Source organism: Gordonia araii NBRC 100433 (assembly GCF_000241265.1).
GTDB lineage: Bacteria > Actinomycetota > Actinomycetes > Mycobacteriales > Mycobacteriaceae > Gordonia > Gordonia araii.
In genome coordinates this window covers 103,423-124,034 of the sequence record NZ_BAEE01000064.1, presented here as the reverse complement: position 1 = coordinate 124,034, position 20,612 = coordinate 103,423, and the positions used below count along the sequence as shown (strand labels likewise).

17 protein-coding genes and 4 tRNA genes are annotated in these 20,612 nt (G+C 69.1%); 13 read left to right on the top strand and 8 right to left on the bottom strand.

Translation table 11 applies throughout. From position 1 onward, the window contains the following. Positions 1-9: 9 nt before the first annotated feature. Complete coding sequence (locus GOARA_RS14695; RefSeq protein WP_040523549.1) at positions 10-675, bottom strand: potassium channel family protein; 666 nt, start codon at positions 673-675, stop codon at positions 10-12. Between the two features lie 101 nt (positions 676-776). Here GOARA_RS14695 and GOARA_RS14690 point away from each other — a divergent pair, with 101 nt between their 5' ends. The 3 genes from GOARA_RS14690 to dxs all read left to right on the top strand — a co-directional run bounded on the left by GOARA_RS14690 (position 777) and on the right by dxs (position 6,067). After that, positions 777-2,771 (top strand): APC family permease, encoded by a 1,995-nt coding sequence (locus tag GOARA_RS14690; RefSeq protein WP_007323193.1) that lies wholly within the window; start codon positions 777-779, stop codon positions 2,769-2,771. A gap of 19 nt (positions 2,772-2,790) precedes the next feature. Next, entirely contained in the window at positions 2,791-4,062 is a 1,272-nt protein-coding gene (locus GOARA_RS14685; RefSeq protein ID WP_083834891.1) for a class I SAM-dependent RNA methyltransferase, read from the top strand. 64 nt (positions 4,063-4,126) lie between these two features. Beyond that, positions 4,127-6,067: a 1-deoxy-D-xylulose-5-phosphate synthase gene (gene dxs / locus GOARA_RS14680; RefSeq protein WP_007323191.1), complete on the top strand. Its 1,941-nt coding sequence runs from the start codon at positions 4,127-4,129 to the stop codon at positions 6,065-6,067. Between the two features lie 382 nt (positions 6,068-6,449). Here dxs and GOARA_RS14675 read toward each other — a convergent pair whose 3' ends face one another. Beyond that, a complete protein-coding gene (locus GOARA_RS14675) occupies positions 6,450-7,658 on the bottom strand; it encodes an HRDC domain-containing protein (RefSeq protein WP_007323190.1) in 1,209 nt (402 codons plus the stop codon). Between the two features lie 13 nt (positions 7,659-7,671). After that, entirely contained in the window at positions 7,672-8,307 is a 636-nt protein-coding gene (locus GOARA_RS14670) for a DUF3000 domain-containing protein (protein WP_007323189.1), read from the bottom strand. 222 nt (positions 8,308-8,529) lie between these two features. Between GOARA_RS14670 and hemE the strand changes: the two genes are divergently transcribed. From hemE to hemQ, 3 genes are read left to right on the top strand one after another with little or no spacing between them, the layout of a single operon-like run. After that, the gene (gene hemE, locus GOARA_RS14665) at positions 8,530-9,576 is read left to right on the top strand and encodes a uroporphyrinogen decarboxylase (protein ID WP_007323188.1); all 1,047 of its coding nucleotides are present in this window, start codon (positions 8,530-8,532) and stop codon (positions 9,574-9,576) included. After that, the gene (locus GOARA_RS14660) at positions 9,573-10,946 is read left to right on the top strand and encodes an FAD-dependent oxidoreductase (protein ID WP_007323187.1); all 1,374 of its coding nucleotides are present in this window, start codon (positions 9,573-9,575) and stop codon (positions 10,944-10,946) included. The genes hemE and GOARA_RS14660 overlap by 4 nt, the downstream gene beginning before the upstream one ends. Positions 10,947-10,956: 10 nt before the next feature. After that, the gene (hemQ, locus tag GOARA_RS14655; RefSeq protein ID WP_007323186.1) at positions 10,957-11,649 is read left to right on the top strand and encodes a hydrogen peroxide-dependent heme synthase; all 693 of its coding nucleotides are present in this window, start codon (positions 10,957-10,959) and stop codon (positions 11,647-11,649) included. 5 nt (positions 11,650-11,654) lie between these two features. Here the strand turns inward: hemQ and msrB are convergent, their stop codons facing one another. From msrB to GOARA_RS14635, 4 genes are read right to left on the bottom strand one after another with little or no spacing between them, the layout of a single operon-like run. Beyond that, the gene (gene msrB / locus GOARA_RS14650) at positions 11,655-12,071 is read right to left on the bottom strand and encodes a peptide-methionine (R)-S-oxide reductase MsrB (protein ID WP_007323185.1); all 417 of its coding nucleotides are present in this window, start codon (positions 12,069-12,071) and stop codon (positions 11,655-11,657) included. Beyond that, complete coding sequence (locus GOARA_RS14645; RefSeq protein WP_007323184.1) at positions 12,068-13,324, bottom strand: glycosyltransferase family 87 protein; 1,257 nt, start codon at positions 13,322-13,324, stop codon at positions 12,068-12,070. Before GOARA_RS14645 ends, msrB begins: the two co-directional genes overlap by 4 nt. 27 nt (positions 13,325-13,351) lie before the next feature. Beyond that, positions 13,352-14,926 carry an alpha/beta hydrolase gene (locus GOARA_RS14640; RefSeq protein WP_007323183.1) on the bottom strand — a complete coding sequence of 525 codons (1,575 nt, stop codon included), beginning with the start codon at positions 14,924-14,926 and terminating at the stop codon, positions 13,352-13,354. Positions 14,927-14,936: 10 nt separating this feature from the next. Then, complete coding sequence (locus GOARA_RS14635) at positions 14,937-15,662, bottom strand: dihydrofolate reductase family protein (protein ID WP_007323182.1); 726 nt, start codon at positions 15,660-15,662, stop codon at positions 14,937-14,939. Positions 15,663-15,700: 38 nt separating this feature from the next. Between GOARA_RS14635 and zapE the strand changes: the two genes are divergently transcribed. Then, positions 15,701-16,720 (top strand): cell division protein ZapE, encoded by a 1,020-nt coding sequence (zapE, locus tag GOARA_RS14630; RefSeq protein WP_040523540.1) that lies wholly within the window; start codon positions 15,701-15,703, stop codon positions 16,718-16,720. 9 nt (positions 16,721-16,729) lie between these two features. On the opposite strand, the gene GOARA_RS14625 is transcribed toward zapE, so the two are convergent. Next, positions 16,730-17,290, bottom strand: coding sequence for a GNAT family N-acetyltransferase (locus tag GOARA_RS14625; RefSeq protein WP_007323180.1), 561 nt, complete (start codon positions 17,288-17,290; stop codon positions 16,730-16,732). 198 nt (positions 17,291-17,488) lie between these two features. On the opposite strand from GOARA_RS14625, the gene GOARA_RS14620 reads away from it, so the two are divergent. From GOARA_RS14620 to GOARA_RS14595, 6 genes are all read left to right on the top strand, one after another. Further along, positions 17,489-17,561 (top strand) — tRNA-Gly (locus GOARA_RS14620). 19 nt (positions 17,562-17,580) lie between these two features. Continuing rightward, positions 17,581-17,654, top strand: a tRNA-Cys gene (locus GOARA_RS14615). A 32-nt stretch (positions 17,655-17,686) separates the two neighbouring features. After that, positions 17,687-17,761 (top strand) — tRNA-Val (locus GOARA_RS14610). Positions 17,762-17,797: 36 nt separating this feature from the next. Further along, a tRNA-Val gene (locus GOARA_RS14605) sits at positions 17,798-17,869 on the top strand. Between the two features lie 155 nt (positions 17,870-18,024). Then, positions 18,025-20,097, top strand: a complete 2,073-nt coding sequence (gene thrS / locus GOARA_RS14600; protein WP_007323178.1) for a threonine--tRNA ligase — start codon at positions 18,025-18,027, stop codon at positions 20,095-20,097. After that, positions 20,094-20,600, top strand: a complete 507-nt coding sequence (locus GOARA_RS14595; protein ID WP_007323177.1) for an ATP adenylyltransferase — start codon at positions 20,094-20,096, stop codon at positions 20,598-20,600. The genes thrS and GOARA_RS14595 overlap by 4 nt, the downstream gene beginning before the upstream one ends. Positions 20,601-20,612 lie beyond the last annotated feature (12 nt).

The following is a 20,612-nucleotide window of genomic DNA, read 5'->3' as shown; positions in this document are numbered from 1 at the left end:
CCTGCGGCCTCAGTCGTGCGCCGGTCGGGGCGCGGCGGCGGTAGCGCGGACGGCGGCACGGTCGGCGGACCGCACCGCTACGTATACGAGGTCGTCATCCTGCAGGGCCGTGCGGGGTTCGGGCAAGATCGGCCGGCCCACCCGGTTGAGGAACACGACCTGGCAACCGGTCTCTTCACTGAACTTGGCGACCGAGACGCCGATCCACGACTCGTCGATGTCGAGCTGGATGAGGTCGACGCTGCCGCTCGGGTCGCGCCACGCCACCGCGTCGACGTCCTCGTCGAGTTCGGCAACGAAGCGCTCGGTGGTCCACGGCACGGTGGCGACGGTCGGAATGCCGAGCCGGGCGTAGACCTGGGCGCGGCGCGCGTCGTAGATGCGGGCCACCACGCGCTCCACGCCGAAGGTCTCGCGGGCCACGCGGGCGGCGACGATGTTCGAGTTGTCGCCGGAGGAGACCGCGGCGAAGGCGTCGGCGGCCTCGATTCCGGCCCGGGTAAGAATGTCGCGGTCGAAACCCATTCCGACCGTCGTCGTCCCGTTGAAGCCGGGGCTCAGCCTGGCGAACGCCTCGGCGCTCTTGTCGATCACCGAGACGGTGTGACCTCTGCCTTGCATCGCGTCGGCCAACGACGCGCCGACGCGACCGCATCCCATGATGACTACCCGCACGGTCACGAACCTACACCGTGCCGGGCCGGTCGTCGGGAGCCTCGCGTCAGGTGCGCGCCGATGGTTAGCAGGATGGCGCCGATCGGCCTAATGTGAGCGTGGTGTCCACCCTGTCCCAGGTTCCGGTCGCGCTCAAGCGCCTGCTCGTCGGCCGCCCGTTCCGCAGCGACCGATTGGGCCAAACCCTGCTTCCGAAGCGCATAGCGCTGCCGGTGTTCGCCTCCGACGCGATGTCGTCGGTGGCGTACGCGCCGCAGGAGATCTTCCTGGTGCTGTCGGTCGCGGGGCTGGCCGCGTACAGCTTCACCCCGTGGGTGGCACTCGCCGTCGCCGTGGTGATGGTCGTGGTGGTGGCCAGCTACCGGCAGAACGTGCACGCGTATCCGTCGGGCGGAGGCGACTACGAGGTGGCCACGGTGAACCTCGGGCCGCGTGCGGGGCTGGTCGTCGGCAGCGCCCTGCTCGTCGACTATGTGCTGACCGTCGCCGTGTCGATCGCCTCCGCGGTGGAAAACATCGGTTCGGCCATTGACGTGGTGCACCACAACCGGGTGTGGTTCAGCGTCGCGGCCATCCTGCTGCTCGCCGCGGTGAACCTGCGCGGAATGCGCGAGTCCGGCGGATTCCTCGCGGTGCCGACCTATCTGTTCATCGTCAGCGTCCTGGGGATGCTGGGCTGGGGCTTCGCCCGCCTGCTGTTCGGCGGCGAGGTGCACGCGGAGACCGCCGACTTCGATCTGCGCGCCGAGCCGGGGCACTGGGTGGGATTCGCGATGGTGTTCCTCGTGGCCAGGGCGTTCTCCTCGGGTTGTGCCGCGCTGACCGGCGTCGAGGCGATCAGCAACGGGGTGCCGGCCTTCGAGAAGCCCAAATCGCGGAACGCGGCGACAACCTTGCTGCTGCTCGGCGCCTTCTCCATCACACTGCTCCTCGGCCTGGTGATGCTGGCGCGCGAAGCCGGCGTCAAGTACGTCGCCGATCCCGCGCACGACCTGATCGGCGCGCCCGAGGGCTACCGGCAGCGTTCCATGATCGCGCAACTCGCGCACGCGGTGTTCGGCGGCTTCACCCCGGGGTTCTACCTGGTCGCGGTCGCGACGGCGCTGATCCTGCTGCTCGCGGCCAACACGGCGTTCAACGGCTTCCCGGTGCTCGGTTCGGTCCTCGCCCAGGATCGCTACCTGCCGCGCCAGCTGCATACCCGCGGGGACCGGCTCGCGTTCTCCAACGGCATCCTGTTCCTGGCCATCGCCGCGATCGTGTTCATCGTCGTCTTCGACGCCGAGGTGACCGCGCTCATCCAGCTCTACATCGTCGGCGTCTTCGTGGCGTTCACCTTGAGTCAGACCGGCATGGTGCGACATTGGACGCGTCTGCTGCGCACCGAATCCGATCCGACCGCCCGCGCCCGGATGCAGCGCTCGCGGGTGGTGAACGCGATCGGTCTGGTCATGACCGCCAGCGTTCTGGTGGTCGTGTTGATCACGAAGTTCCTCGCCGGAGCGTGGATCGCCGTCGTCGCGATGGCGGTGCTGTACGTGCTGATGGAGCTGATCCACCGGCACTACGCCACCGTGCAGTCAGAACTCGACGCCTCCGCCGACGACGAGGAGGTGTTGCCGCCCCGGACGCATTCGATAGTGCTGGTGTCGTCGCTGCACCTGGCCACGCGTCGGGCGGTCCGCTATGCCCGCGCCACCAGGCCGGACACGTTGGAGGCGGTGACCGTCAACGTCGACGACCGCGACACCCGCAAACTGGTCGCGCAGTGGGAGGCCAGCGACATCACGGTCCCGTTGAAGGTGATCGCCTCGCCGTATCGCGAGATCACCCGACCCGTCGTCGACTACGTGCGCCGCGTGCGCCGGGACAACCCGCGCGACGTGATCACCGTGTTCATCCCCGAGTACGTCGTCGGGCACTGGTGGGAACAGATCCTGCACAACCAGTCGGCGCTGCGACTCAAAGGCCGCCTCCTATTCGAGCCGGGCGTGATGGTGACCTCGGTGCCGTGGCTGTTGAGTTCGTCGGACCGGCGCAAGGAAACGCCGCACTACGTAGCACCGGGGGAGACCCGGCGCGGCGTCGGCCGCTGACCCGATCAGTCGACGCGACATGACTTCAGATTTGCTGACCTGCGATATCACCGGCCTCGCGCACGGTGGTGCCGGCGTCGCCCGGGTGGACGGCCGAGTCGTCTTCGTCACCGGAGCGTTGCCGGGCGAGACCGTCCGCGTCGAGGTCACCGACGACTCGCGCTCGTCGTGGTGGCGGGGACGGACCGTCGACATCGTCTCGCCGTCGCCGGACCGCACCCCGGTGTCTTGCCCCGCGGCCGCCGCGGGAGCTGGGTGCTGCGACCTCGCCTACGGCACTGTCGCGGCGATCCGTCGCGCGAAGACGACCATCCTGTCCGACGCGCTCACCCGGATCGGGCGGCTCGAGCCGCCAACGGGGCTCGCGGTCGAGGCGATCGGCGAGGAGTCGGGCCACGACTGGCGGATCCGCGCACGCCTGGGAGTCGGGCCGTCGGGCGCCGTCGGGTTCCGCGCCGCGCACGGCACCGCCATCGTCGACGCGCCGTGTGCCGCGCTGACCGCGTCCCTCGCCGATGCGATCGCCGAGCTCGGCGGTCGCCGTGGTCGGCCAGATGCCGGCGATCTGGCACCGGGGTCGGAGGTGCTCGCCGTTCACGACGACGACGGCGGTGTGCACCTGGCCGTGCTGGCGGGCGCGGGGGCCCAGCAGAAGGGGGCTGGCCGAGCGGCCGCGCAGCGTCGCCGTGCCCGGCACCAGCGGGCGCTTCGCCCCCGGATCCTGTCCGGTTCGGCGACCGTTCGGTACCGCGTCGGTCCGCGCACCTGGGACCTGCCGGTGCAGGCCTTCTGGCAGGCGCACCGCGGTGCGCCCGAAGTGTATTCCCGGACCGCTGCTGGCTGGCTCGCGGAGGCCGGGGTCACCGGGGCGGTGTGGGACCTCTACGGCGGGGCCGGGGTCTTCGCCGGCGCGGCCCTCGACAGCGGAGCGGACCGTGTCACGATCGTCGACACCGCCGCCGACGTACTCGCCGCGGCCGGGCGCGTCTTCGACGGCCGGGCGGTGACGACCAGGCGCGGGCCGGTCACGCCGGGGGCGCTGGCCGAGCTGCCCCCGCCTGCCGCCGTCGTCCTCGATCCGCCGCGCAGCGGCGCCGGGACCGCCGTGATGGACGCGGTCGTCGCGGCGGCGCCGGACGCCATCGTCCACGTCGGCTGCGATCCGGCGGCCTTCGCGCGCGACGTCGGGCGCGCCGTCGCCGGCGGCTACCGGTTGGCGAAGGTGCGCGGATTCGACGCCTTTCCCCTGACGCATCACGTCGAAGCCATGGGCCTGCTCGTGCTCCGCTGAAACGTCCGTAGACTGAAACGAAATCGCTCAGCCCGCGATCTCGAGATGACAGGAGGACTCGACGATGAGTCTGTTGGAGTCGATCAACTCCCCGGCTGACCTGTCCGGCCTGACCGGCGAGGAGCTGGATCAACTTGCCGGTGAGATTCGTCGATTCCTGGTCGCCAAGGTCGCGGCGACCGGTGGACACCTGGGCCCGAATCTCGGTGTCGTCGAGCTGACCCTGGCCGTCCACCGCGTCTTCGACTCGCCGAACGATCCGGTGATCTTCGACACCGGCCATCAGTGCTACGTCCACAAGATCCTCACCGGGCGCGCCGCCGGGTTCGACTCGCTGCGGCAGCGCGACGGGCTCACCGGGTACCAGGAGCGCGCCGAAAGCGCGCACGACTGGGTCGAGTCGTCTCACGCGTCGGCAGCGCTCTCCTACGCGGACGGACTGTCGAAGGCCTTCGAATTGCGCGACGAGCGCCGCACGGTCGTGGCCGTTGTCGGCGACGGTGCGCTGACCGGCGGAATGTGCTGGGAGGCCCTCAACAACATCGCCGGCGCCAAACGGCCGGTCGTCATCGTCGTCAACGACAACGGACGCTCTTACGCGCCGACCATCGGAGGCATCGCCCAGCATCTGTCGGGCCTGCGTCTGCAACCCGGCTACGAGCGCGTCCTGGACGAGGGGCGCAAGCTGCTCAAGCAGGTGCCCGTCGTCGGCGAGCCCGCCTACGCCGTGGTGCACGGCGTGAAGAGCGGGATCAAGGATCTGTTGGCGCCCCAGGCGCTGTTCGCCGATCTGGGACTGAAGTACGTCGGACCGGTCGACGGCCACGACATTGCCGCCATGGAAAGCGCGCTGCGGCACGCCAAGGCGTTCGGCGGGCCGGTGATCGTGCACGCGGTGACCCGCAAAGGTAACGGATACGGTCCGGCCGAGAACGACGAAGCCGACCAGATGCACGGCATCGGCGTCATCGACCCGGCGACCGGGCGCTCCGCGGCCGTCGCGGCACAGGACTGGACCTCGGTGTTCTCGGCGGCCCTTGTCGAGGCCGGCGGTCGGCGTGACGATGTCGTGGCGATCACGGCGGCGATGGCCGCACCGACCGGCCTCGCCGCCTTCGGCGAGAAGTTCCCGGACCGCCTCTACGACGTCGGAATCGCCGAGCAGCACGCGCTCACCTCGGCCGCCGGGCTGGCGCTGGGCGGGCTGCATCCGGTCGTGGCGATCTACTCGACGTTCCTCAACCGGGCCTTCGATCAGCTGCTGATGGATGTCGCGCTGCTGCGCCAGCCCGTCACGCTGGTGCTGGACCGGTCGGGGATCACCGGCCCGGACGGTCCGAGTCATCACGGCATGTGGGACCTGTCGCTGATGGCGATGGTTCCTGGCCTGCGTGTGGCCGCCCCTCGGGACGCGGTACGGCTGCGGGAAGAGCTGGACGAGGCGTTGAACACCGACGACGGCCCGACGGCGATCAGGTTCGCCAAAGGTGCTGTGCCCGAAGACATCCGGGCGCTGCAGCGCACCGACGACGGCGTCGACATTCTGCGTCACGACAATTCTGACTCGGCCAGCCCGACCGGCGATGTCCTGCTGGTGGGCGTCGGTGCCTTCGTGGCACTGGCGTGCGATGCCGCCGAGATCCTGGCGAAGCACGGCTTCGAGGTCACCGTCGTCGATCCTCGCTGGGTGCTCCCGGTGCCCGGGTCGATCGTCGAGATGGCGGCTGATCACCGCCTCGTCGTCACCCTGGAGGACGGCCTGGTCGACGGCGGTGTGGGATCGGAGATCGTCGATGCGCTGGCCGCCGCCGGCCATCAGGTTCCCGTCATGCAGCGCGGGATTCCCAAGGAGTTCATCGCGGCGGCCTCGCGTGGCGAGATCCTGACCGGCTTGGGTTTGACGGCCCAGGAGTTGGCGCGCACGATCGCCGCGGCGCAGGCCAGGCGGATGGAGCCGGAGACCGCCGAGTCGACCGTCGCCGCACTCGGCGAGGACGCCGAGTAGTCCCGATCCCGCCGACTGGGCACCTCACCCACGCCGAGTGGGCACCTCACCCACGCCGACTGGGCACCTCATCTGCGTTGACTGAGCACCCACCCACGCCGAGTGGGCACGTCAGCCACGCTGACTGGGCGTTTGACCAGGGCCGACAGGTCCGCCGCCGCGCTGGACCAGTAGCGCGGCCCTAGGTCGTCCTGCCGGCACGATTCGGCGCCTAGCAGATTTCCTGGCATCGTCGAGTCCTGGGCAGCTCAGGAGGTCAGGCCACTCGGTGCAGTCCAGGTGCCCACTGGGTGGGGTTGTGGTGCCCACTCGGCGTGGGTGAGGTGCCCACTCGGCGGAGGTGAGGTGCCCACTCGGCGGGGTCGGCTTGACGGCTTGACGGCTAGGCGTTTCGCAGGGCGTCGGCTATCGGGTCGCGGGTCAGGTCGCGCTGCCACGGCCGGGCCTGACCGGCGGCCAACGCCTCGTCGACGGCTGCCGGTTCGGCTTCGACTCCGACCCAGCACAGCTGGCGGACCAGGTCGGGTGCCAGCAGGTTCTCGGTCGGCACCGACACCTCCTCGGCCACCTCGGCGAGGGCCGGGCGCACCGCCGCGACCCGTGCAGCGGCCTCGGGCTTTCGCTGCTCCCACCGGTTGATCGGCGGCAGACCGGTGGACGCCGCCTTGCGGGACGGAAGCTCGTTCTCGGGCAATGCCTGGGCACGGTGCAAGGCGGCGAGCCATCGGCGCGCATGCCGGCGCTGGCGCGGTCCGCCGAACACTTTGAGGGCGGTGAGTTCGTCGACGGTGGTGGGGTTGGCCGCTGCGGCGTCGACGATCGCGGCATCCGGCAGTACCCGGCCCGGAGCGACATCGCGATGCTGGGCGAGGTCTTCGCGGGCGAGCCATAGCTCCCGGACGGCCGCCAGCTGCCGCGGCGTCTTCAGGCTGTGGATGTTGGACGTACGCCGCCAGCGGTCGGGTCGCGGAGGCGCGGGCGGGCGTTGCCGGATGTACTCGAACTCCTGGGCGGCCCAGTCGTTCTTGCCCGCGCCCCGCAGCGCGGAATCCATCGCGTCGCGGAGTTCGACGAGCAGTTCGACGTCGAGGGCGGCGTAGTTGAGCCAGTCGGCGGGCAGCGGGCGCTTCGACCAGTCGGCGGCGCCGTGTCCCTTGCGCAGTTCCCGGCCGAGGAAGTGTGCTGTCATCGCGGCCAGGTTGACCCGTTCCAGCCCGAGGAGACGTCCGGCGAGTTCGGTGTCGTAGAGGGTGCCGCATTCGAAGCCCAACTCACGCAGACATGGCAGGTCCTGGTCGGCGGCGTGCAGCACCCACTCGGCGTCGGCAAGCGCGCTGATCACCGGCTGCAACGCGTCGGGGTGGCCGATCGGGTCGATGCGGAACGTACCGGCGCCCGGACGGCGGATCTGTACGAGATAGGCACGTTGCGAGTACCGGAAACCGGATGCGCGCTCGGTATCGACGGCAATCGGGCCGGCGCCGTCGAGCAGCCGCTGCGCCGCATCGGCGAACTCATCGGGGGAGGTGATGACGTCGGGCACACCCTGCGCCGGGGACAGCAGGGGTTCGGGTGCGTCGTCGGCGGACATGGACAACCGCTTCTCAGTCGGTGGATTTGAGGGCGACGACCCCGGTCGGCGGCAGACCGGCCGCCGTGGCGAGCACGTCGCAGAAGGCTTCCAGATGGGGCCGCAGGACGGGGTCGAGCGCGGTCCACGAGGCGCGCAGCTCCAGCTGATGGGCGCGCGGCGGGCCGGCGATGTCTCCGTAGCGGACCGAGCTCGTCGATGTGACGGTGCCGCCCAGCGCGGTCAGCACCGGCGCCTGGCTGGAGTTTTCGCCCTCCGGCACGCCCAGCGCATCGGTCAGCCAGCTCCACGCCACCTCGGGGAGCATGGGATCGGTGGCGAGGTCGGCTTCCATGTCGACCTGGATGTAGGCGACCAGCCGAATGGTTCCGCTCCAGGCGTCGTGGCCTTCGGGGTCGTAGAGGAGAATGAGGCGCCCGAAAGCCGATCCGGCGGCATCGGTCGGGATGTCCTCCGGCTCGTCTGCTCGCACCTCGGCACCGACGGCGTAGCTGTACGGCGCGAGGCGTTGCGGCGGCCGGATCGGACTCACGTCGATGTCCGGGCGCACTTTCGCGGCCTGCAGTGACTCCACGGCGAGGGTGAAGTCGGCGGGGTCACCCGCTCGGCCCGACGCGGTACCGCCATCTGAGGCACCTGATCCGATCACCGGTCCAACGTAGGACGGACCGGGCCGCCTCGGTGGGAGGCGCGCCGGTCGAGCGCAGCGAGGGGGATGGGTCCGGTCGAGCGCAGCGAGGGGGATGGGTCCGGTCGAGCGCAGCGAGAGGGATGGGTGCGGTCGAGCGCAGCGAGAGGGATGGGTGCGGTCGAGCGCAGCGAGGGGAGTCGGCGGATCGCGCGCGAGGGAATCCGATCGAGTTGTGGCACAGTGGTCGCCGTGAGTCTCAAACCCTTACTGGCGGCCGCTGCCGGCCAACGGCCGGATCGCCGGCCGGTGTGGTTCATGCGTCAGGCGGGCCGGTCGCTGCCCGAATACCGGGCGCTGCGCGCCGACCGCGGCATGCTGGAATCGTGTTTCGACCCGGCGATGGTCTGCGAGATCACGCTGCAGCCGGTGCGCCGTCACGATACCGACGGCGCCATTCTCTTCTCCGACATCGTGGTGCCGCTCAAGGCCGCCGGTATCGACCTGGACATCGTCGCGGGCACCGGCCCGGTGATCGCGACTCCCGTGCGCACCGTGGCCGACGTCGAGGCCGTCAACCGGCTCGACCCGGACGCGGTCGGCGCGATCGGGCGTGCGGTGTCGCTGCTGCGGGCGGAACTCGATCCGACGCCGACCGCGCTCATCGGCTTCGCCGGTGCGCCGTTCACGCTGGCGTCCTACCTCATCGAGGGCGGGCCGAGCCGGCACTACGCGCACACCAAGGCGATGATGTACGGCAACCCGGAGCTCTGGCATGCGCTGATGGCACGTCTCGTCGACATCACCGTCACCTTCCTCCGCGTTCAGCTCGAAGCGGGCGCGCAGGCCATCCAGTTGTTCGACTCGTGGGCCGGCATGCTCTCCCGACGGGATTACGAGACTTTCGTCGCACCGCACAGCACGCGCGTTTTCGCCGAGGTCGCCGACTTCGACGTGCCGCGTATCCACTTCGGCGTCGGGACGGGCGAGCTGCTGGTGCCGATGGCTCAGGTCGGTGCCGACGTGGTCGGCGTCGACTGGCGCGTCCCGCTGGACGAAGCGGCTCGACGGATCGGACCCGACAAGGCCTTGCAGGGCAATCTCGACCCTACGGTGCTGTTCGCCGGCGACGACGTGATCGCCGAACACGTCGCACGGGTGATCGCCGACGCGGACCGCGCGGTCGCGGCCGGGGCGCGCGGTCACATCTTCAACCTCGGGCACGGTGTCCTGCCCGACACCGATCCGGACGCGATCACCCGAACCGTCGAGCTGGTGCATTCGGCGTGAGCCGGGTCGCGATCGTCGGCGCCGGTCTGTCGGGGCTGGTCGCGGCGCACGATCTTCGGCGCCTGCTGGGGGCCGACTCGGCAATCGACCTGTACGACAGCGCCGACCGTGTCGGCGGCCTGCTGCACGGGGTCGACGTGGCGGGCCGCACGACCGATGTGGGCGCCGAAGCGTTCGTGCTCCGCCGACCCGAAGCGCATGACCTCGTGGTCGAACTGGGCCTGGCCGACGAGCTGGTCGTTCCGACCGGGGCCCGGCCCGCGGTGTGGGCGGGAGGACGTCGTCATCGGCTGCCCGCGCCGGCGTGGATGGGGATCCCGGCCTCGGCGGAGGCGGTGCGCGGTCTTGCCGACGATGCCGATGTCGCGCGGATGGAATCCGAGCCGACCCGTCCACTGCACTGGACCCGGGGGAGCGATTGTTCGCTGGGGGAGTTGGTGGCCGATCGATTCGGGCCGTCAGTCGTCGCCCGCAGCGTCGATCCGATGATCGGCGGCGTGTACGCGTGCTTGGCGGCCGACACCGGCGTGCGCGCGGCGATGCCGGCGCTGGCCGCGCGGCTCGACGACGGGGCGCCCAGTCTCACCGCGGCGGTCGAGGCGCTGCTGCCGCCGGCGGGCGCCGAACAACCTCCGGTGTTCGGCGCGCTGCGCGGGGGCTACGGCCGTCTTGTGGCCGCACTCGTCGAATCGGGCGCGCCCACCCTCAACCTGAACACACCGGTGGGACCGATCGCCCGCATCGCCGGCGTCTGGGCGGTCGGCGCCGAGACCTACGACGCGGTCGTGGTGGCGACACCCGCACCGGTGGCCGCGACGCAGCTCGAGCAGATCGCGCCGGCCAGTGCGGAGTCGTTGGCGCAGATCGAGACCGCCTCGTCGGCCGTGGTGGCGCTCGCCGTCGATGCTTCCGTACCGGTGCCCGACCTCTCCGGTGTGCTCGCTGCCACCGGCGACGAGCTGGCCCGTGGCGTGTGCGCCAACCCCGCGAAGGCCATCACCCTCAGCTCGCGCAAGTGGCCCCACTACCGAGACTCCGCCGCGCTGAGAATGCGCGTGTCCTTCGGACGGCTCGGCGAGCCGGTAATCGCCTCAGATGAGGAGTTGGTGACCGCGGCCGTCGCAGCCGTCGGCCAGGTGTGCGGTGAAGAGATCGGCGAACGACTCATCGATGCCGCCGTCCAGCACTGGCCGGGCGGCCTGCCCTGCTATGCGCCCGGCCACCAAGCACGCGCCCGCGCCGTGATCGACGGGCTGCCGCCGGGGATCGTCGTCGCCGGGTCGGCCTACAACGGGGTCGGCGTTCCGGCGTGCATCGCCCAGGCGCGGTCGGCGGCTGCCGCCGTCGATGCGCGAATCGCGGCGCGGTAGGTTTGGAGCCATGGCACGCTTGAACTACGAGGAACTCAACGCCACCGTCCGCTATCTGATGTTCTCGGTGTTCACCGTGCGACCGGGAGAACTGTCCGACCGCGACGCCGCGGCGGCGGAGTTCGGCGCCTTCCTCGACGAGATCCAGCGCGACGGCCTCGTAGTGCGCGGCGTCTACGACGTCGCCGGGATGCGCGGCGACTCGGATTTCATGATTTGGTGGCACGCGGAGACGATCGAAGAACTCCAGGCCGCCTACCAGCGGTTCCGCCGCGAGACGGCGCTCGGACGCGGCAGCGACGCCTTTTGGAGCGCGGCCGCACTGCATCGACCGGCCGAGTTCAACAAGAGCCACATCCCCGCTTTCCTCGCGGGCGAGGACCCGGGTGCCTACGTGTGCGTGTACCCGTTCGTCCGGTCTCTCGACTGGTACCTGCTGCCGGATGAGGAACGGCGCACGATGCTCGCCGATCACGGCAAGGCCGCGCGCGGCTACAAGGATGTGCGCGCAAACACGGTCCCGGCGTTCGCGCTGGGCGACTACGAGTGGATCCTCGCCTTCGAGGCGCCGGAGCTGCACCGCATCGTCGACCTGATGCGCGACTTGCGGGCGACCGAAGCGCGCCGGCACGTGCGCGTCGAGATCCCGTTCTTCACCGGCCCGCGCGTCGAACCGGCCGCGCTCGTCGCGCGACTGCCCTGACGCCGCTACTCGTCGGGTTCGAGCGTGAGGCTGATCGAGTTGATGCAGTAGCGCAGATCGGTCGGGGTGTCGTACCCCTCGCCCGCGAAGACGTGGCCCAGGTGGCTGTGGCAGTTCGCGCACAGCACCTCGGTGCGGACCATACCTGCCGACGTGTCGCGGCGCTCGATGATCTTCTCGCCGGCCAAAGGTGAGAAGAACGACGGCCAGCCGCAATGCGAGTCGAACTTGGCGTCGCTGCGGAACAGCTCGGCGCCGCAGGCCCGACAGCGGTACACGCCCGTCGTCTTCGTATCGGTGTACTCGCCGACGAAAGGCGCTTCGGTGCCCGCGCGGCGCAGCACGCGGAACTCCGGCGGCGTGAGCCGCTGCGCCCACTCCTCGTCGGTGAGCTCGGAGAAATCGGTGTTGTCGTCGGTCACGCTTCCACAGTAGCCACGGTTGACCGCGGCAAGGCCGGTTCGCGCTGGGCGGCGCGCAGGTCGAGATAGCGCCACAGCAGGGAGAAGAACACCGCGATCATCAGCAGCGACCAGCCCCAGGTCACGGTGAGGTATTCCATGTTGCGGCCGAATCCCTCCCAGCCGAGAGGCAGATGCTCGAGGTTCGGATTGCGGATCGTGTAGTAGATGTCGAAGGTCATGCAGCCGTAGACACCCAGCCAGGCCGGCCAGTTGCGCATCGGCGAGCCCGGCCGGATCACCGTCAGCACCAGCGGGAACAACAGCATCGAGTAGTAGCCCTGGCCGAGCGGACCGACCAGGAAGGAGGTCGTGAGCAGGATGCCGGAGGACGCCGAGAGCCACAGCACCTCGTCGGAGTCGCGGTAGTAGCGCCACAGGAACCAGACGCCGAACGCCGCCATCCCGACGAACATCACGCGCAACGCGAGAATGAGCCAGGGCTCCAGTCCGTAGAAGGTGCCGAGACCGCTGATCGAGCTGTTGTAGTAGTCGCGCGTCTCCCGCAGGTACGGGAACGTGTTCTCCATGAAGTTGTCGGTGTCGACGATCATCCGCCACGCGACGACGTTGAGCAGCAGCGGAAGGCCCAGCGCCGGGACGAGTGCCCGCCACATGCCCTTCTTGAGCAGTGGCAGCAGCAGGACCGGCAGCAGCACCGGTTTGACCGCGATCGTCAGCCCGATCGCGATGCCCGCCAGCCACGGCCGGTTCCGGTGCAGCAACCAGAGGAAGACCACCAGGCTCAGCAGGACGAACGAGTTGAAGTTCGTGTAGACGAGGGTGTTGATCACCGACTCGCTGATGAAGAAGAAGAAAATGACCGTCGGAAACACCCAGGAAGACGCGGCATAGCCGAACAGACGGGTCAGCAGGTACGCCGACACGAGCAGTGCGATCACCGACAGAACGATGAAGATCCAGCGCGAGCGTTCTTCGTCGATATAGGCGATCGGCGACATCAGCAGGGTGCCCGACGGCGGGTAGAGGTAGTGGGGTTCCACCGTGAGGTAGCTCTCCCCGTACACCGTGTCACCCCGGACGAAGCGCAAAGCCGCGGCGTAGACGGGCTTGAAATCGTCGGTGCGGTCACCGTTGATGGCCAACACCACGCTGCGGTGGAAGATCATCATGATGTTGACCGGCCACAGGATCGCCTTGACGATCTGTTCGGTGGAGATGCGCGGGAATAGGTAACGGTCTGCAATCGTCACGAGCGAACCGTACTACATGCGGTCGTGCTAACCCGCAGGGCAGGCCCGGGTTCGGTCACCGCTCAGGGCTTCCGGATCCAGGTAGTCGTTGACGAGGTCGGCCGCGCAATCGCTGTGCGCTAGGACCGAGTAGCCGACGCCGTCCCAACTGACCGTTGTGGGGGAGGTCCGCGCTTCGAGGAACAGCTTGTTCAACGCCGCCGGGTCGCTGCCGTTGACCGGATCGGCCCCCGTGCCGAACACGAGCGGCGCCACCGCGAACCCGGTGGGCGCCGACACCGGTGACGCCGTGCTCCAGCCGCTGCAGCGCGCCAACGAGATGGCCGCCGTCTGGCCGGTCAGCGGATACTGCTTCGGCCAGGAGTCGACCAGGCCTTCGATCTCGTTGAGTCCGGCCGTGCCCGTGACGTTGTTGCAGCGGCTCACCTGCATGCCGTCCGAGTTCTGCACCGCGCTGTTGCGGCGCACCATCGCCGCCAGCGCGCCGGTGTTTCCCTTGTCGGCGGCCGCCAGGGCCGCGATGAGTTCCCGGCTCCGGGACGGGTCGGTCGCGAGTCCGATCTCGATCATCACCGTCTGGGTCAGCTCAGCGTCGTTGATGCCGCTGAGCGCGCCCGCGGAGGCCTTGCGCAGCACCGACGCCAGGACCGCACCGGGATCGGCCTCCCGGCCGCGGCAGGCGGGATTGGTGGTGCAGCGGCGCGTGAAGGTCTCCAGCGCCTGCTCGACGCCGCGGACGCGGGTGGTCGCCCGCTCTTTGGCGGTACCGGCGAACGGCGTGGGGGAATCGACGATGATCCGCCCGACGCGGTTGGCGTACTGCGCGGCGTAGGACAGCGCGACCTCCGCACCGCTCCCGGCGCCGAGAACGGCGACCTTCTCCACGCCCCATTTCGTTCGCAGCGCCTCGATATCGGTGGCGGCCAGCGCGTAGGTGAAGGCCAGCGAGTTGTCGTCGAGCGTGTCGTTGCAGGAGTCGGCCGCGCTGCGAGCCGCCCGCGCGACGCGGTCGACCCGCTCGACGGGATCGGAGTCGCGGCCGACGAGGCCGTTGTCGGCGATGACGGTTCGGTCGGCTCGTGTCATGCAGTCGATGTCGGCCAGTCCCCGTTGCTCGACGGCGACGATCGCGTGCTTGCTCAGCAGCGCCTTGCCCGACGGTCCGTTCGCCAGGGCGAGGGCGAACTGGCCGGCAGGCAGGTCGGCACCGGTCACCGTGACCAGGGGAGCGGCTCCGGGCGGCGTGTCGGCGCGACTGACGCGCATCAGGGGAACGGTGACCCGGTCGCCGCCGGGCGTCGCCGGATTGGCCCGGTTGACCATGGTCGCGCACTGCACCTTGATCGCGGCGTCGGGCCGAACGCCGTACTGCGCGGTCGTGGCGGGCGGGCAGTCGCGCCAGTCGAGATCCGATTTGACGCCGCCGAGCGCGGGAACCTCCGGCTTCGCGGATTCGCTGGTCGGAATCCCCTTCGAGCCGCCGTCGCGCACCACGCCCGGCCCGGTGTTGGGTCCGATGGCGCAACCGGCCGCCAGCATGCCGGCGAACGGGATGAGCAAAAGCCGGGCAGCGGTGCCCATGTGCGTGCCGTGCGAATGCATGAAACCGAGACTAGTCGGGCGTTGGGTAGTCGTCGTCGTGCGCGTCGCGCGTTCGGTCGAGCGATCGGGTCCAGCGCGCATAGAGGTATCCGTCGTCATCGGTGAGCAGGAGTTCGCACCGGAAGGCGTGTGCACGTTCCTCGTCGAGGTCGACCGGCCGAGCAGCCGAGCCGCCGAGGATCACCGGGCTGGTGGACAGACACAACTCGTCGAGCGCATCGGCGGCGAGAAACGATCCGAGAAGCCGCGGTCCACCCTCCAGCAGGATGCGGGGCCAGCCGCGAACAGCGCATTCGGCGACGACGCGTTCGGGCTCGACGGCGTCGGCACCGCAATCGACGACGGTCGCGCCGGCGGCGGTCAGGGCCGCCCGGCGGTCCGCGGGCGCGGCGGTACAGGTCAGCACGATCGTCCGGGGATCGGCCAGCGGCGGGTAGCCGTCGGGGAGATCGAGAGACCGGGACGCGATCATGAGGGCCGGGCCGTCGGGCTGCCGATAGCCTTCGGTGACGGCGGTATGGGCGCCCACGACGACCACGTCGGCGAGCGACCGCAGGACGCCGAAGATCGTCTTGTCCCCGTCTGCGGCTAGATCGCCCGATCGGCCCTGCAGCCCCGCGGCGCCGTCGATGCTCGCGATCATGTTCGCCCGCACGTAGGGCGCGGTGCCGGGATAGGCGTACAACGCGGTCAGGTCGTCGGATGTGACTTGGCTCGCTTTGCGGAGAATCTGCACCACACCATTGTGGCCCGGCCGGTTAGGCTGCGATGGTCATGACGCTGCATTTATGTGATCGCAACCCGATCGTCGCACCGGAGACCCTGATCGCCGAGATGGTTCCGCCGTCGACGTTCGACGACGTCAGCTTCGACACGTACATCCCCAGCCCGGACGAGCCCAGCCAGGCCGCGGCGCTCGCCAAGGCGCGGGATTTCGTGGAGCGGGCCCGCAAGGTGCGCGGCGGCAAGCGGGGCCTGTTCGCCCGAAAGAACGGAGCCGGCCAGGGCATCGGGCTCTACCTCGACGGCGGGTTCGGCGTCGGCAAGACCCACCTGCTGGCGTCGATCTATCACGCCATGCCGGGGCCGAAAGCGTTCGCGACCTTCGTCGAACTCACCCAGCTGGTCGGCGCGCTGGGCTTCATCAACACCGTCGAGCGACTCGGCGAGCACACGGTGATCTGCATCGACGAGTTCGAGCTCGACGACCCGGGCGACACGATGCTCGTTTCCCGCCTGCTGACCGAGTTGAGTGCGAAGGGCGTCTCGATCGCCACCACGTCCAACACGCTGCCCGGCCAGCTCGGCGAGGGCCGTTTCGCGGCCCAGGACTTCCTGCGCGAAATTCGCAAGCTCTCCTCGATCTTCGAATCGGTGCGCGTCGACGGCCCGGACTACCGGCACCGCGATCTTCCGCCCGCACCCGAGCCGCGCTCGGACGAGGCTCTCACGGAGCTGGCCGAATCGACGCCGACGGCCAGCCTCGACGATTTCACCGCCCTGTGCGAGCACCTGAGCACGCTGCACCCGTCGAAGTACAAAGCACTCGTCGACGGTGTCTCCCTCGTCTGCGTCTCGGACGTGTCTCCGGCGACCGATCAGTCGGTGGCCCTGCGCCTGGTGGTGCTGGCCGACCGGCTCTACGACGCCGGGATCCCGCTGACGACCTCCGGCTGCAAACTCGACGAGATCTTCACCGAGGAGATGCTCAACGGGGGTTACCGCAAGAAGTACCTGCGCGCGACGTCGCGACTACTGGCACTGTCACGCTTCGCCGAGGCCAACGCGGCCTGACGGCGGCGATCAACCGCGCAACCGCTTGACGAGCACGAAGTCGTGCTCCGTCCGGCCGTTGAGGTCGAAGGTCTTGGTTCCCACCCGGAGGAAGCCGGCCTTCTCGTAGAAGCGCTGGGCGCGGGCGTTCTCCTGGTTCACGCCCAGCCAGACGATCTCGCTGTGCCGTTCGGCGGCCGTGCCGACCGCAGCCGCGATGAGCGCGGCTGCCGGCGGGTCGTCGCGTCGTAGGCGGTGTGCGTGGTGGTCGGGCAGTACGTAGACCTTGGAGATCTCCGACGACGGACCGTCCGGGAGCAGTGCGGCGACTGCCGTATCCGCCGGTGGCCGGTGGTGGACGAGGCTGTAGCCGACAATCGCGCCGCCGGCGTGCGGGCGTGCGACGAGCACGTCGGACTCGGGATCGGCGATGTGCGCCGCGAAGCGCGTCGCCGAGAGGTGAGCGTCGATGTAGGCGGCGATATCGGCGGGCGCCGAATGCGGGGGACAGGCCAGCGGGAAGGTCGCGGCCGCTACCGCCGCGACATCGTCGGCCAGTGCCGGGTCGGTAACCCCTTCGACGACGGACATGACTCCATTTGTACCGGTGCCCTCGATGACGAGTGGACGCCCACCTCGTCGGGCGCCAGCGGCACCGTCGTGAATCCGATCGATGTGATTTGTTTGCGCTCCTTTGACCTGCTGATTTGGCAATGGCTCCGATGGTCGGCTAGTGTTTCCACTCGCACCGCAAGCACGAGGGAAACCGAGTGAGAGCGGGGCGAGAATGCGGATGTAGCGCAGCTGGTAGCGCATCACCTTGCCAAGGTGAGGGTCGCGGGTTCGAATCCCGTCATCCGCTCGAGGCGAGTTCCTCGCATGGTGGTGTGGCCGAGTGGTGAGGCAACGGCCTGCAAAGCCGTGTACACGGGTTCGATTCCCGTCGCCACCTCCAGTTCGGCGTTCCACCATCAATTCCATAGACTCGCGCGATTAGCTCAGCGGGAGAGCGCTTCCCTGACACGGAAGAGGTCACTGGTTCAATCCCAGTATCGCGCACCACGGCCACTCTGCGGCCTCGCCGGCGGCAGGGCCCGCGGTCCCATAGCTCAGCGGAAGAGCGCTCGCCTCACACGCGAGAGGTCGCTGGTTCGAACCCAGCTGGGACCACCGTGACATCCTTGCCGGCCTCCGGCCGGGGTGGGCCACTGAGTCCACAGCGGATATCGGAGGCCCACCACGCCTCACCTCCACGCACCACGGATACGATCTAGGGCGAACTGTCGCATCGCCGCCATCCGGCCCAACGCTCGAGGAGTCTGTCCGTGTCGTCGCAACCCCATGCCGCCGTGCCCGCCACCATTCGGGTGCCGGCTGGGACGACCGCCGGTGCGGCGTTGCGCGAGGTCGACGCCCCCAACAAGGGACCGCAGGCCATCGTCGTGGTGCGCGATCCGGACGGGCAGTTGCGCGACCTCGCCTGGGCGCCGGATATCGACACCGACGTCACGCCGGTCGCCGCCGACACCGAGGACGGGCGCAGCGTCATCCGGCACTCGGCCGCCCACGTGCTGGCGCAGGCGGTCCAGGAGCATTTCCCCGACGCCAAGCTGGGCATCGGCCCGCCGATCAAGGACGGCTTCTACTACGACTTCGACGTCAACGAGCCGTTCACGCCCGACGATCTCGCGACGCTCGAGCGCTCGATGCGCAAGATCATCAAGTCCGGCCAGCGCTTCTCGCGGCGGGTGTACTCGTCGCTCGACGAGGCAAAGGCCGAACTCGCCGACGAGCCGTTCAAGCTCGAACTCGTCGACGACAAGGGTGCCGGCGACGACCCGGAGGTCATGGAGGTCGGCGGCGGCGAGCTGACCGCCTACGACAACCTGAATCCCCGTACGGGAGAACGGATTTGGGGTGACCTGTGTCGCGGACCCCACGTTCCGACGACGAAGTACATCCCGGCCTTCAAGCTGACCCGCAGCTCCGCGGCGTACTGGCGGGGCAATCAGGACAACGCCGATCTGCAGCGCATCTACGGCACCGCCTGGGAGAGCACCGAGGCGATGGACCACTACCTCGATCTGCTCGCCGAGGCGGAGAAGCGCGACCACCGACGGCTGGGCGCCGAACTGGACCTGTTCAGCTTTCCCGACGAGCTCGGTTCCGGCCTGCCGGTCTTTCACCCGAAGGGCGGCATCATCCGGCGCGAGATGGAGGACTACTCGCGCGAACAGCACGCCGCCGCCGGCTACGAGTTCGTCAACACCCCCCATGTGACCAAGGGGCAGCTGTTCGAGACCTCCAAGCACCTCGAGTGGTACGCCGACGGCATGTTCCCGCCGATGCACCTCGACGCCGAGTACAACGACGACGGCACCGTGCGCAAACCCGGCCAGGACTACTACGTCAAGCCGATGAACTGCCCGATGCACAATCTGATCTTCAATTCGCGCGGGCGCAGCTACCGGGAGTTGCCGCTGCGGCTGTTCGAGTTCGGTTCGGTCTACCGGTACGAGAAGTCCGGTGTCATCCACGGCCTGACCCGCGCGCGCGGCTTCACCCAGGACGACGCGCACATCTACTGCGCGCAGGACCAGGTGGTCGAAGAGCTGGGCACGACGCTGAACTTCGTCCTGCAGCTCCTCAAGGACTATGGGCTCGACGACTTCTACCTGGAGCTTTCGACCAGGGATCCCGAGAAGTACGTCGGCACCGAGGAAGTCTGGGAGGAGGCGACGGAGACGCTGCGCACCGTCGCCGAGGCCTCCGGTCTGGAACTCGTCCCCGATCCCGGGGGAGCCGCCTTCTACGGCCCCAAGATCTCCGTCCAGGTCAAGGACGCGCTGGGCCGGACGTGGCAGATGTCGACGATCCAGCTGGACTTTTTCCTGCCGGAACTGTTCGACCTCTCCTACACCGCCCCCGACGGGACCAAACAGCGTCCGGTGATGATTCACCGCGCCCTGTTCGGCTCGATCGAGCGTTTCTTCGGCGTTCTCACCGAGCACTACGGCGGTGCGTTCCCCGTGTGGCTGGCGCCGGTGCAGGTGATGGGCATCCCCGTCGCCGATACGTTCGCGCCCCACCTGCAGACGGTGGTCAACCGGCTCAAGAATCGTCGCGTCCGGGCCGAGGTCGACCACTCCGACGACCGGATGCAGAGGAAGATCCGCACCCACACGACCGCGAAGGTGCCGTTCATGCTGCTCGCCGGGGAGCGTGACGTGGAGGCCGACGCGGTCAGCTTCCGCTTCCGCGACGGCACCCAGCTCAACGGCGTGCCGGTCGACGACGCCGTGGTGGCCATCGACGAGTGGGAGGAGTCGCGTCGCAACGACTCGCCCACCGCGGAGACGATGAGCGTCGTCCTCGAGGCGGCCAGGAAACGCCGATGAGCGACCATTTGCAGCGACTGTGGAGTCCGCACCGGATGTCCTACATCACCGCCGAACCGCGTCCGGCCGACGCGACCGGACACCCGTTTCTCGACATTCCGCGGATGTCGGACGAGGACGGTCTCATCATCGCGCGCGGTGACTCCGTGTACGCGGTGCTCAACCTGTACCCGTACAACCCCGGCCACACGATGATCGTGCCGTATCGGCAGGTCGCCGACCTGGAGGATCTCACCAATGCGGAAGCGGCCGAACTCATGGCTTTCACCCAGCGGACGATCCGCGTCATCAAAGACGTGTCGTCCCCGGATGCTTTCAACGTCGGGCTGAACTTGGGCGCGGCGGCGGGCGGTTCCCTCTCGGAACACATCCACCAGCACATCGTCCCGCGCTGGACCGGCGACGTGAACTTCATCACCGTCGTCGGCGACACCAAGGTGCTGCCTCAGCTGTTGCGCGATACCCGCAGTCTGTTGGCCGAGAAGTGGCAGGAGCTGTCATGATCAGCACGCCGG